This window comes from Moraxella canis, assembly GCF_034424565.1.
GTDB classification, from domain to species: Bacteria; Pseudomonadota; Gammaproteobacteria; order Pseudomonadales; family Moraxellaceae; genus Moraxella; species Moraxella canis.
The window spans coordinates 192,929-206,280 of sequence record NZ_CP139961.1; the positions used below are offsets into that span (position 1 = coordinate 192,929).

13 protein-coding genes are annotated in these 13,352 nt (G+C 45.6%); 5 read left to right on the forward strand and 8 right to left on the reverse strand.

What is annotated here, in order from left to right:
• Window positions 1-102 precede the first annotated feature (102 nt).
• Both U0021_RS00795 and U0021_RS00800 read left to right on the forward strand, forming a co-directional pair.
• Window positions 103-603: a peroxiredoxin gene (locus tag U0021_RS00795; protein WP_114800190.1), complete on the forward strand. Its 501-nt coding sequence runs from the start codon at window positions 103-105 to the stop codon at window positions 601-603.
• A gap of 19 nt (window positions 604-622) precedes the next feature.
• Window positions 623-1,783, forward strand: coding sequence for a glycosyltransferase (locus U0021_RS00800; protein ID WP_114800189.1), 1,161 nt, complete (start codon window positions 623-625; stop codon window positions 1,781-1,783).
• Between the two features lie 4 nt (window positions 1,784-1,787).
• Here U0021_RS00800 and U0021_RS00805 read toward each other — a convergent pair whose 3' ends face one another.
• From U0021_RS00805 to fumC, 3 genes are all read right to left on the reverse strand, one after another.
• Complete coding sequence (locus U0021_RS00805) at window positions 1,788-3,518, reverse strand: amino acid ABC transporter ATP-binding/permease protein (protein ID WP_114800240.1); 1,731 nt, start codon at window positions 3,516-3,518, stop codon at window positions 1,788-1,790.
• The gene (gene cydD / locus U0021_RS00810) at window positions 3,505-5,268 is read right to left on the reverse strand and encodes a thiol reductant ABC exporter subunit CydD (RefSeq protein WP_114800188.1); all 1,764 of its coding nucleotides are present in this window, start codon (window positions 5,266-5,268) and stop codon (window positions 3,505-3,507) included. Before cydD ends, U0021_RS00805 begins: the two co-directional genes overlap by 14 nt.
• 106 nt (window positions 5,269-5,374) lie before the next feature.
• A complete protein-coding gene (gene fumC, locus U0021_RS00815; RefSeq protein WP_078256385.1) occupies window positions 5,375-6,763 on the reverse strand; it encodes a class II fumarate hydratase in 1,389 nt (462 codons plus the stop codon).
• Window positions 6,764-6,919: 156 nt separating this feature from the next.
• On the opposite strand from fumC, the gene U0021_RS00820 reads away from it, so the two are divergent.
• Window positions 6,920-7,516 (forward strand): 5-formyltetrahydrofolate cyclo-ligase, encoded by a 597-nt coding sequence (locus U0021_RS00820; RefSeq protein WP_114800187.1) that lies wholly within the window; start codon window positions 6,920-6,922, stop codon window positions 7,514-7,516.
• 84 nt (window positions 7,517-7,600) lie between these two features.
• Here the strand turns inward: U0021_RS00820 and U0021_RS00825 are convergent, their stop codons facing one another.
• The 5 genes from U0021_RS00825 to U0021_RS00845 form a co-directional block, all read right to left on the reverse strand.
• Window positions 7,601-8,287, reverse strand: coding sequence for a hypothetical protein (locus U0021_RS00825; protein ID WP_114800239.1), 687 nt, complete (start codon window positions 8,285-8,287; stop codon window positions 7,601-7,603).
• A 67-nt stretch (window positions 8,288-8,354) separates the two neighbouring features.
• Window positions 8,355-8,657 (reverse strand): hypothetical protein, encoded by a 303-nt coding sequence (locus U0021_RS00830; protein ID WP_114800186.1) that lies wholly within the window; start codon window positions 8,655-8,657, stop codon window positions 8,355-8,357.
• Entirely contained in the window at window positions 8,657-9,010 is a 354-nt protein-coding gene (locus U0021_RS00835; protein WP_049237648.1) for a hypothetical protein, read from the reverse strand. Before U0021_RS00835 ends, U0021_RS00830 begins: the two co-directional genes overlap by 1 nt.
• Window positions 9,007-9,687: a ribulose-phosphate 3-epimerase gene (rpe, locus tag U0021_RS00840; protein ID WP_049237649.1), complete on the reverse strand. Its 681-nt coding sequence runs from the start codon at window positions 9,685-9,687 to the stop codon at window positions 9,007-9,009. Before rpe ends, U0021_RS00835 begins: the two co-directional genes overlap by 4 nt.
• 124 nt (window positions 9,688-9,811) lie before the next feature.
• Window positions 9,812-10,633, reverse strand: coding sequence for an enoyl-ACP reductase FabI (locus U0021_RS00845; RefSeq protein WP_114800185.1), 822 nt, complete (start codon window positions 10,631-10,633; stop codon window positions 9,812-9,814).
• Window positions 10,634-10,843: 210 nt separating this feature from the next.
• Between U0021_RS00845 and folE the strand changes: the two genes are divergently transcribed.
• Window positions 10,844-11,449 carry a GTP cyclohydrolase I FolE gene (gene folE / locus U0021_RS00850; protein WP_049237651.1) on the forward strand — a complete coding sequence of 202 codons (606 nt, stop codon included), beginning with the start codon at window positions 10,844-10,846 and terminating at the stop codon, window positions 11,447-11,449.
• A 168-nt stretch (window positions 11,450-11,617) separates the two neighbouring features.
• Window positions 11,618-13,246, forward strand: coding sequence for a phospholipase D family protein (locus U0021_RS00855; protein ID WP_114800184.1), 1,629 nt, complete (start codon window positions 11,618-11,620; stop codon window positions 13,244-13,246).
• Window positions 13,247-13,352: the final 106 nt, after the last annotated feature.

A 13,352-nucleotide genomic window follows, 5' to 3' on the forward strand; every position in this document is an offset into this window, starting at 1 on the left:
CTGTAAGCGATTATGCTGAATAAAGATGTTCTTTGGTGGATAAATTTTGTTAAAATAGATACTACTTAAATTTCCATGATTAAAATGATATCGAGATAATCAATGCTAAAAAATTCTAATGAAACTATCGCACTGCCAAGTTTTGAGTTGGTCATGGTGGCAGCCGATACCCAAGAAGCCACATCGGTGCAGCTTGATGAAATGCTCAAACAAAGCGATCAAGGTCTAATTTTGTATTTTTATCCCAAAGATAACACGCAAGGCTGCTCTATTCAGGCGATAGATTTTAGCGAACACAAAGCCAAGCTTGAATCCTTAGGATTTTACATTCTTGGCGTATCACGAGATGGCGTCAAATCTCATCAAAATTTCATCAACAAAAAAGCTTTGTCCATTGATTTGATCAGTGATACCGACGAAAAACTGTGCCAACACTATGATGTCATCAAAGAAAAAATGATGTACGGTAAAACTCATCTTGGCGTGGTGCGCTCTACCTTTGTGTATAACAAAAACGGTGAGATGATTGGCAGTTTTCGTAATGTCAAGGCCAAAGAACATGTTGATAAAATTTTAGATTTTATTGAAAATCAGGCTCATTGATGTATCAGATGATCAGTGTATGAAAGTTCTTCAGCTGTCATCTTCGCTTAAGCACGATGAGTCCGAACGCGGCATTTATCCCATTTCTCATGCGCTTATCAAGGCTGGTCATGAGTCCATCATCATCGGCAGTGCACCAACCGATAGCGAGCTGGTTGTGCGGCTTGTGCGTGATGGCGCAACATATTACCGTCTGCCCATGCCCAAAAAAAGCTGGTGGGCACTCATGCATACCTTCACGCTTCGGCGGATCATTGAAAAACATCAGCCCGACATCATTCATGTACATTCTCGCACGCCTGCTTGGGTGCTGTATTGGGCGCTGCGCCCTTTTGCAAACGACAAAAGACCCAAAATCATTTCAAGCTTATATGGATTTTATCCTTTAAATTCTTATTCAAAAGCACTGTTTAATGCCGATTTGCTGATCAGCGCATCCAGAAGTATTGATAAACATTTTAATAAAATTTTTGAAAAAATAAAACCAGAAAAAATCGATAAATCCATCAAGTTGCCTGATATTATTTGTGTGCCGCGCGGGGTAGATGTCCGAAAATATCCGTATCGGCATCACTCATCCGTGCATTGGCTGCATCAAACCTTTGCTCAATTTCCTGAGCTTGAACACAAAAAATGGTTGGTTTTTCCAACACCGATCGGTCCAGAATACGGTCAAGAATGGCTGATCGATATTTTAGGAAATTTACAAGAAAAATTTCCAAAAATTCACGCAATTATCATGGATGACGATCCTACGACGCGCATTCATCAGTGTGTGTTTTATGAGGATTTTGTCCAGCGGCTACACACTCTGGGTCTTCAAGATCGCGTATCTTTTGTCGGTAAAAATCCGCCCGACATGCGTGAATGGCTGTCGTCAGCCAATATCGTACTGGCGCTTGCTAATCGACCTGAGAGTATTGGCATGACATCGCTTCAAGCCATTCACTTGGGGACGCCCGTGATTGGTTGGGCCAAAGGTGCTTTTGCTGATATTCTAGGAGACCTATACCCCCAAGGACTGGTCAAAGAACAAACCGCGATCATGCTGTGCAAAAGTGTTAAGTTTTTATTATCAAACCCAATCCCACCCGCCATGACGCATGCTTACGAAATTGATGACATGGTCGATAACACGATCCAAGTTTATCAAGACTCAGTCAAGCAAAACACAGAGTGATAACTTAAATTTGATCCTCACCTTCGATTCTGATGACCTGAACCTCGCCCATCTCCTGCCACAGCTGGTGGGTGCAGATTAATAATAGGCCGATATCACCGGATTTTTGGGCATCAATCAGGCTTGACCATACATCGCGGCGCGTCTCTGGGTCTAAGCCTGCAAAAGGCTCATCTAGCATCATGACCGCTTTTGGCGTTAATAAAAGCCGAGCCAAGGCGATACGCCGCGCCTGCCCACCCGACACAGCCATACCATATTCTCCAAGACGAGTTGCCAGACCTTTAGGCTGATTATTTAGCCAAGTTAATAAATTGACCTTCTTAAGAACCGCTATAAGCTCATCATCGGTCGCATTTGGCTTACCTAAGCGCAGATTATCCGCAAGCGTTTGATCAAAAATATCAACTACCTGCCCCAAAAATCCAAGCGATTGACCAAAATCAACTGACTGCCAAGGATAACGCTTGGCGCTAGTACACAACCAAATATCGCCAAAGATCAGATCATGTTCTTGGGCAAGCGTATGTAGCAAAGTGGATTTGCCAGAACCTGAAGGACCCACAATCAAGCAAGGTGTATCAGAGCTGATCTTGGCATGAGAAATGTGAGCGCTGATGATGGCTTTTGGCGCTCTCACAACGGCATGATCAAGCTGTAAAGTCAAATTGTCATGCTGATTGACAATTTGATCAAGATTCACTTTAGGGGTATCACTTTGGCTACCAAGCATCTCGTTCAGCCGCTGCTTAGCGACCTGACTGCGCCCCAAAGCCAATGGCTCAGCAATTAAGTTTTGGATAAATTCGCCTAGCCCCATCAAACCTAAAAATACCGCCAGCGCCACTGCCGAACTTATCATCGGATAATCATTCAATGTCTGAACGCTAAAAGCAATGATGTCAGCCTGCCCAAAAAACTCGCCCATACCCCAAAGCATCAGCACCGCCGCCAGTGCCAGCGCTACTTGTACTCCCAAGATACCGATTCGGCGCAGACGATGTGATGACAAGGTAATTTTGGTCTGCTGAGCATCCAAATCGCTCAGCTGATGTATGTGCGTCTCCCAGCGATGCCAAATCAGCAAAGATGTCAGCGCAGGCAAGGTGTCTAGCAGCTTGGATTTACGAGTTTCAAGTAGCGCGCTCTCGCGATGCGCCAAATCAATGCCGCGATATACCACCAAAGCAGCAATCAATATCGCCAAGCCAATCGACACCAGCCCAAACCACGCTGTGGGCAACAGCAATAGCGTCACGCCAGCCACCAAAAGCACCGCACCGATTGCCATCATCCAAGGCGATATAAAGCGTAAAACAAATTCATCCAAAACATCAATGTCTTTGACAAGGCGATGCATTTTTTGGCTGCTGGATTGCCCTTGAAGATTGCGAGCTTTATAATCTAAATTTGCCCAAGCACCAAAAAATCTAACACGCAAATCCTTTAAAAGCCCAAAGACAGCATGATGCGATACCATCAAATCACCATAGCGAGATAAGGTGCGCGCAATGGCAAAGGTACGAATGATGGCTGCCGGCATCATATAATTAAACGTATGAGTGCCTACTGCAACTAAGCCTGCCACAGCTGACATGGTCACAAACCATCCTGAAACCATCGATAAGCCCAAGACCGACCAAACAGTCACAAGTCCTAAGAGCCAAGCCAAGATCCATACCCAAATTTGGGTACTGATGAGTTCATGAAGCCTAAATGGTTTATTTGGTTTCATCATAAGCTCCCAAATGATGGACATCATCAAAGGTGATATCAGCGCTCTGATCATGAGTGATCCAGATGACCGTCCGCTCCGCTGATAAGCGTTTTAATAAATCTTTTATCACCAAGGCAGTCTCGCTATCTAGATGCTCCGTCGGCTCATCAAGCAGCCATACTTTGGCATCTTGAAGTAGAAGCTGCGCAATGGCAAGTCGATGCGCCTGCCCACCTGACAAGCCACCGCCCCGCTCACCAAGTATGGTATCCATCTGCTCGGGCAAATCTCGGATCAAAGACCACAAACCAACCGCATCCAATACGTTAACCAGCTCATCATCAGTCGCATCAGATTTTGCCAATGTCAAATTATCGCGAATACTGATGGGTAGCAGCGCTGGCATTTGTGCCAAATAACCAAATTGCCGTCTAAGATACGCCATATCTAGCGTATCATAGCGATACCGCCCCTGATCATCATATACCTCGACCACGCCAGTATATTGCCCAAATCCCAATAAGATCTGTAGAAGCGTCGATTTACCAGCGCCACTTTCTCCTTTCAATAATGTTGATTTGCCTGCTGCAAACTGAAGTGTCGTCGGAGCCAATCTCACTCGCCCATCATCACCAAAGGCAGCCACTTGCTTGAAACAAAATCCTACTTGTCCTACCAAATCCACCTGGCGAAGCTCGGTTTTGCTATTTTTAAAATCAAGTATGCCCACCATCTCCTTGGCGGCGCCGACCGCTTGACCCTTGACATGATACTCAGCGCCCAAGCGACGCAGCGGCGCATAAAACTCAGGCACCAATAATAAAATCATCAAAGCTGAACTGTAAGTGGTCATGACAACACCAGATTGCCAAGGTAAAATTCCAATCAATCCAAAACCCAAATAAACCGCCACAAGCGCAATGGATAGAGCTGATAAAAACTCAAGCACCGCACTATTCAAAAACGCAATGCGTAGCACCGCCATGGTTTTTTTGCGGTAATTGTCGCTGCTGATATCAATATCTGCCACAGCGATATCAACGGCGCCCAGACGCGATAATGTATTCACCCCGCGTATCCAATCAAAAAATCGCCCACCAAGCTGTGCCATCGCATCCATCTGTTCACGACTTTTACGAGCTGTTGCCACACCAATCATTGCCATAAAAATTGGCACCAGTGGCGCCGTCGCCAATAAAATGACTGCCGACATTTTGCTAAAAAAGCTGACACAAATTGCCAATAAAATGGGGGTGCTCACCGCGGTACGCTTTTGAATCTCAAAACGGGCATAACCGATCAGGTGCTCAGGCTCATCAATGATCTTACTTGCCAATGCACCATCAGAGCCAAAAAATCGTCTGGCGGGACCCATTTCACCCAGCTTCATTAATAACCGCTGACGCACCTCACTGGCAGCCTGCACGCCGATGCGCGTTAGCAACACATCTTTGGCATAACCAATCAATGCGCGCAGCACCATCACCGCAAATAAAGCCGCCAAATACACCCCCAAAGCCTCAATCGCCATCGCTTGATGCTGGGATAATGATGGAATAAATGGTAAAAGCCAACCATCAAAAATCATCACCAAAATCCACGCCTGCACCATAAATAATAGCAAGCTGACCACATCACAAAGCCACGCCAAAGTCAGCTGCTTTTTTGCAGGGCGAAAAACAGACTTTAAAAACTGATTCGCTGCGATATCGGCTTGTGAACGCCGTGGCTTTTTTGGTTTTTTAAGATGGGCTTGTGTGGTGGTCATGATGATGGCATATGATGATGGATAAATGGGCTATTATCGCCAAATTACAGCTTTTTTTCAACCAAAAACACCGCCAAATCACTGGCGGTGTCTGAGCATCCAAGGCTTATTTGGGTGCGACCATCTGCTCTGGACGCACAAGCTCATCAAATTCCGCTTCGGTCAATAAGTTAAGCTCGGCGGCAGTCTGTTTTAAAGACTGATTGTTTTTGAAAGCGGTTTTGGCAACTTTGGCGGCATTTTCATAGCCGATATGACGATTAAGCGCCGTAACCAACATCAAAGAATGATGTAAATAATGGTCAATTTTTTCACGAATTGGCTCAATCCCTACCGCGCAATGCTCATTAAAGCTGTTCATGGCGTCCGTTAATAGGCGAATTGACTGCAATAAATTATATCCGATCACAGGCATATAAACATTTAATTCAAAATTCCCAGAAGCGCCCGCCATTGAGATGGTCGTGTCATTGCCAAAGACTTGGGTGACGACCATCGTCATCGCCTCGCACTGGGTTGGATTGACTTTACCAGGCATGATGGATGAGCCAGGCTCATTTTCAGGAATGCTCAGCTCGCCCAGGCCGCAGCGTGGACCTGATGCCAGCCAGCGGACATCATTGGCAATTTTATTCAGACTTGCTGCCAAAGTTTTTAGCGCCCCTGAAGCAAACACTTCAGCATCGCGCGCTGCCAGAGCCTCAAATTTATTGGGGGCTGTGATAAAGTCAAGACTGGTCAGTTCTGCCAAAGTTTTGGCTACTTTTACGGCATAATCAGGATGGCTGTTCAGCCCTGTCCCTACCGCTGTGCCGCCTAGTGGCAACTGACAAAGACCATTCAATGCCGCCTCGATACGCACCAAAGCATAATCCAGCTGCATGACATAGCCGCTGAACTCTTGACCCAAAGTCAGCGGGGTGGCATCTTGCAAATGCGTACGCCCAATCTTAATAATATCATCAAAATCAGCTGATTTTTGTGCCAGTGTTTGACGCAAATTTTTGATCGCTGGCACAAGCTTCTGATTCATCTGTAGAGCGGCAGCCACTCGAATGGCGGTCGGAAAGCTGTCGTTGGTTGATTGGGCATGATTGACATGATCGTTAGGATGGATGGGCTGGTAGCTACCCTTGGGATTACCAGCAATTTCATTAGCGCGATTGGCGATGACTTCATTCATGTTCATATTAGACTGGGTGCCTGAGCCAGTTTGCCATACCACAAGCGGAAATTGATCATTAAGCTTGCCTGCCAAAACCTCATCACATGCCTGTACAATCAGCTGCGATTGCTCATCAGTGATGCGACCGAGTTCAGCATTGGTGATGGCGGCTGCTTTTTTAACCGTAGCCATCGCATGGATCAAAGGCTCAGGCAGTCTTTCACCGCCAATACGAAAATTTTGGCGGCTGCGTTCAGTTTGGGCGCCCCAATAAGCCTCAGCAGGTACGGCAATCTCCCCCATGGTGTCTTTTTCGATACGTGTTGTCATAATTTACTCCATTGATTTTTTGATAAAAGCAGCTTAAGATGGATCTGTGTGCTCATCTTCGCTACTTTACTAAATGAAATGATGATCAGGTTTAGCATACCATCAGTTCCTTTTTGATTCAATAGCAAATAATAATCATTACTAAATATAAACACGATGACCAAGACCGATTGCCACGCTGATTTTTCCCCCATGGATTTGCGCAAACGCATGCGCACTCAAAGACGATCGCTTAGCCAAGCCAAGCGCTACCAATCCGCTTTCTTGGCCGCCAGATTCTTATATCAACTGATTCCGCTCTTACCAAAGAATGCTAACATTGGGGTTTATTTGGATGGATTTGGCGAGCTGCCAACCTTTGCCATTGCCAAGTTTTGCCAAAAGCTTGGCTATCAGGCTTATCTACCCATCACCACACCAAATAAACCCCTAAAATTCGCCCCAATCATGGGGTCGATCAGTAAAACACCCTTAAAAAAGCATCGCTTGGGCATGTACGAACCTGTGTCAAGACTGACACTGTCCGCCAATCATATGGATGCCATCATCTGTCCTTTGGTGGCAGTTGATCTTGAGGGTGTGCGCCTTGGGATGGGCGGTGGCTACTACGACCGCACATTTGCCAAGACCAAAAACTGCCTAAAAATCGCTTGGTGTTATGAGTTTCAAGTTGTCGATCAGCTACCCAAGCAGCCTTGGGATATGTCGGTAGATCTCATCATCACCGATCAAAGGCTGATAAGGCTAAAATGATAAATCATCATAATTTACCCCAAACAACCAAAATAAAAAGAGGTAAATACACCGTATTTAACCTCTTAATGAATCCAAAATCTATCAGCTATAATGCGCCGGTTCTTCGTCATACACATGCGCATGCCAAAAATTACTTTGTCGCTGCACCACGCTTGCGATGGCAGCATGAATCATCGCCTGTCCAACCACCCTAGCGTCCGTGCCAAGCATGTCTTTGACTTGATCTGAAAAAGCAATGCTCACTAAAGGCTCATCATTACCTACTTCACGCAAGATCATAGCCCCTGAAGGCTCTTCTATAAACTCAAGCAAAGTTTCTTGGACAAACTCTTCTTTGGACTTTCTTGGTTTTGATTTGGTGGCGCACTGCGACTGTTCGGCACTCTCATTGGCATCCAAGCCTTCTTCATCCTGCTGCTGACGCTTACGCCGCTTCACGGGCTCACCATCAGATTCCTGCGCCTGTGATCGCTGACCGCGCGCAAGCTTTGATAATTTGGATAAATCCACGCCCAGTGTCTGCTCTACCTGCCGTGCAAGCTCTTCGACGGTGGCAGGATCCATAAACTGAGAAATGGCTGAAGCCAGCGCATCAATCAGCGTCTCATCACCGCGCCCATTGACTTCTTGAAAAAACAGCTCATGCAAAATCGCCAACGTTTCTTCTTCGTCAGAGGCATGGAATACCAAATCATCAACAAACGATAAGCATTCTGCAATGCTCATCGTTTGCCAATTTTCAATGGTTTGTGAAATTTGATTTGTCATTATGATTGCCATCTCATCATTATTTTCGTCTATCTTGGTATATGGCATCATTTGAACAGTTTTCAAGTCATCGCCAGTAGCGCAGCTTTGCTAACATAAATAACAGCGCAACAAACATACCTAAATAATAAGCCATGCGCACATCAAAAGTATCATCGCGCCACTTTAGCGGCATCGAGATCAGCGCGGTAAAGGCAGGAATCATCACCAAAGCCACAAGCCAATTTTCAAAAACATGCAGCCACCCTTCCAAGCCGCCATATCGAAGACCCGATAAACCCACCAGCAAGCAAGCCACGATGAGCCATAAAATCAAGCCTTTGGGAATGTCTTTTGGCGTGATGGCGTCAGGGATCAGCTTAGAGAGCATCAGCTATACACCCCCATGATGGATAACAGCGCCACCGTCGACAGCAGCCAACCAAAAGTCCAAGCATTTCTAGGATGGATATTGGTTTTTCCCAGTTTATTAAGCCCAGTCGCGCCAAGCCAAGTTATCAGTGGAATACCGATCACAAATACAGGGACAACGACAGCAGCATGACGCAATACCACAGACAGCTCATCGCCAAACATCAATCGAAATCCATAGCCTGCTAAGCTCAATATCAAGCTTGCCAAACACAGCCCTATGGTAAAGCCCATGGGTACGACACCGGCAGGTTTTTTATTAGGCTTTGAGGCGTTATGATGCGTAGATGGGGGGTGGTGCGGTGTGGTCATGATCGATTTACCTTTGACAGCTCATCACGCATGGCATCAATCACAGCCTTATAATCAGGCTGATTAAAAATCGCCGATCCTGCCACGAACATATCAGCGCCCGCCTCAGCAATGGCGCGAATATTTGCCACATTCACACCGCCATCAACCTCCAGGCGAATGTCTCGACCGCTATCATCAATCATTTGACGCACCGTTGCCAATTTATCCAGTGTCGCATCAATGAACTTTTGACCGCCAAAACCTGGGTTTACGCTCATCAGCAAAATCTGATCCACTTTATCCAAAGTATGATCCAAATAATATAAAGGCGTCGCAGGGTTAAAAACCAAACCGCATTTGGCACCGCCATCTTTGATCAGCTGAAGACTTCTGTCTATATGCTCGCTGGCTTCGGGGTGAAAGGTGATAATGTCAGCGCCTGCCTTCAAAAACTGCTCAATCATGCCATCAACTGGCTTGACCATCAAATGCACGTCAATGGGCGCACGGATGCCATAGTCCTTCAATGCCTGACAAATCATCGAACCAAAAGTCAAATTCGGCACATAGTGGTTGTCCATTACATCAAAATGCACAACATCCGCACCAGCTTCAAGAACCTGTTTAACATCCTCTCCAAGCCGTGCAAAATCAGCAGACAAAATTGATGGGGCAATCAAAAAAGGCTGGGTCATAATCACTCTCGATAATTTAATGGTATGGCGTATCATACCAAAAATCGGATTTTTGTGCCAATGTTTGATACCATTGACACGATTTGACCCATATTTAACTTTGTTAAAAGCGCTTAAGGTCAGTTTATTCGCTGTCGCCTGCCATCATCATGATCTGTTCGCTGATAGCAACGGTATTAAAGCCTGCATCCACAAACAAAATCTCACCAGTAATGCCACTTGCCCAAGGTGATAGCAAAAACAGTGCAGCATTACCCACTTCTTCTTGGCTGACATTGCGCTGAAGTGGCGCAATTTTTTCGCTGACATCAAGCATACGACGGAAAGACTTGATCCCACTGGCGGCAAGCGTTCGGATAGGACCTGCGCTGATGGCATTAACACGGATGCCCTCTGCGCCCAGTGATGATGCCAAATAGCGTACCGAAGCTTCCAAGCTTGCTTTGGCCATGCCCATCACATTATAATTTGGTAATACAGAAATACTGCCTTCATAGGTCAAAGTCAACAAAGAGCCTTGGCGCCCAGCAAGCAATTCACGCCCTGCTTTGGCAAGTGCCACAAAACTGTAGCTTGAAATATCATGGGCGATTTGGCTGCCCTCACGAGTTGTTGCATTCGTAAAATCGCCGTCAAGCTGATCAGCCGGCGCAAAGCCGATGGCATGCACGATGCCATTGATCCCTTTATCGTCACCTGCCCCCCAATGCTTGGCAACTTCATCAAAACAGGCTTGAATCGACTCATCTGAACCAACATCACACTCAATCACCGCCACCGCGCCAAACGCTTCTGCCGCCATATCCACACGCTTTTTGATCTTATCATTAGGATAGGTCAAAATCAGCTCCGCCCCCTCACGATGCAGGCTCTCAGCGATCGCCCAAGCAATTGATAATTTACTGGCAATGCCAGTCACCACAAAACGCTGACCTTTTAGTAGCATGACTTTATCCTTTTGATAGAAATTTTTGCCATTATAGCATGGAATTTTAGAATGTGGGATAAAATTAGTACAAATGTAAACTTAATATCAATCACCAAATCGTCTAGAGCATTAGCAAATACCGAAAAACTGATGAAAAAATAAGTTTTTTGTTAAATCAATCGTCATTTTATGGTAAGCTATGCATTTTTTTAACAGACGCTTAAAATCATGTCAAATTCTGATACCGTGAACTTCATCCACGATTACGAAACCCTGTCTAAGCATTATGCCCAAATCATCTCCTCAGCAGGAGAAGATTTGACCCGTGATGGGCTGATTGACACGCCGATGCGTGCTGCCAAGGCGTTTGGTTATCTGACTCGTGGCTATCATCAGGACTTGGCAACTGTGGCTAATAACGCTGTCTTTGATTCTGACAACCCTGAACTGGTTTTGGTACAAAATATCGAATTTTATTCGCTGTGCGAACATCATCTGCTGCCTTTTTATGGCGTTGCCCATGTGGGCTATCTGCCAGATGGCAAGGTATTGGGACTCTCCAAAGTAGCGCGCATCGTTGATATGTATGCTCGTCGCCTACAAATTCAAGAAAACTTGACCAAGCAAGTCGCCAGTGCCATTGAGGAGCTGACAGGTTGCCGTGGCGTGGCAGTCATCATGGATGCCAGTCATATGTGTATGATGATGCGTGGTGTCGGCAAGCAGCAATCCACCACACGCACCACCAGTATGTTGGGCGAATTTACCACCAATCATGATGCCCGCCGTGAATTTTTGGATGCCATCCCTCGCCGAGCGCCCGCTTTTGGTTAAATTTGGTTGAAGTTTAAGACACTACTTTGACCAAACAAACCATCGATCCAAACCTTCTCACCCAAATCATTTGAAGAGAAGGTTTTTTATTTGATTAATTTTGATAAATCACTTCTTTTTTGGGATAAATTTGCTATGATAAAGCAAATTGACAGCCTTTTTTGATTCATGATTCAGTATTTTCGCTCTGTGTTTGTTATCGGCATCCCTAGTGTCATGCTAACACTCCTTGTTGGCTGCAAAAGTTTGCCCGAGACGCCCCACTTGCCTAAAAGCTTAGCATTAACCAAACAGGTCCAAGAGCGTCATCAAATGGTCAAAGATGGCGGCAGCTCAGGCGGGCTTATCTCAGCCATTAACGCCCAAAGCCACAACCACCCCCATCAATCAGGATACTATCCGATTGCAACGGGGGCTAACGCCTTTGCGGCGCGCAGCACCCTGACAGACATGGCAAACCAATCCATCGATATTCAATACTACATTTGGCACAACGATGAAGCCGGTCAGCTGATGCTCAAAGACCTGTGGGAAGCTGCTGATCGCGGTGTGATTGTCCGATTGCTGCTTGATGATTTTAATAGCTCACCTGAACTTGATCAATTGCTTCTACGCATTTCAGAGCATCCAAATATCGCCGTCAGATTAATTAATCCATTGAATTATCGCGGTGTTCGCAGCTTAAACTATGTGTTACATCCTGTACGCAGCAATCGGCGGATGCACAATAAAAGCATGACATTTGATAATAAAATCAGCGTCATAGGCGGTCGCAATATTGGTAATGAGTACCTAAATAATGCACCGGTCAATAATTTTGCTGACTTGGATGTGATGTTGGTCGGTCATGTCGTCGGTAAAATCACCGAAAGCTTTGAGACATATTGGGCGTCATCATTATCCTTTGATATCGAAACGCTCGTCAAGCATGACAACAAAGACGACGCTAACGGCATCAAACCTGTGGTATTTGATGAGCTTGAAAAAATCAAAGACAGTTCAGATGCCGAGCGAGAGCTGCGCACTTATCGTCAAGCTATGCAAAATTCAACCATCGGACAAGACTTGCTGACTCGTCAAGTGCCATTTTTTTGGACGCAGATTGATCTGATGGTAGATAATGTCGTCAAACTAAACGGTCACTCAGAGCCTAATGATTTTTTGGTGTCTCAGCTGCAAGCACGATTGGGTCAGCCAAGTAAAAAACTTAGTATCATTTCATCTTATTTTGTCCCCACTAAGGACGGCGTAGAGACTCTGACAACACTTGCCAAAATGGGGGTCGAGGTGAATATTTTGACCAATTCATTTGATGCCACCGATATCGGTATTGTGCATGCAGGCTATGCGCACTGGCGAAAACAGCTACTGGCGGCAGGCGTGCGACTTTTTGAAATCAAGTCTAGCGCCCAAAGCGTCCAAGCCAATGAAAATCGTTTTTGGCGTACACGCCAGCACAGTACCACCAGCCTACATGCCAAAGCCTTTGCGGTGGATGATGATCAGGTATTCATTGGCTCATATAATGTCGATCCACGCTCAGCCAACATCAATACCGAGCTTGGCGTACTTATCAAAGATGGCAAATTGGCAGATCAGCTACACAACGCCCTAAGCAATAGCGAAGCCATTAGCCATCAAGCCTACGAACTAAAACTTGACCCCCAAGGCAATATCAATTGGCATACCACCGAAAATGGCAAGCCAGTCATTTTAGAGAGTGAGCCGCACATGGATCATAAAGATCGCATCATCATCTGGTTGGCTGGATTGATGCCGATAGATTGGCTACTTTAGCCGACTTATCAAGGACACAATAGGGGTTTATGATAGATTGTGTTAAAATACCTTATTTAAATGGATGTTTGGTTCTAAATTGTATAAATAACACTGGTGTTTTGTA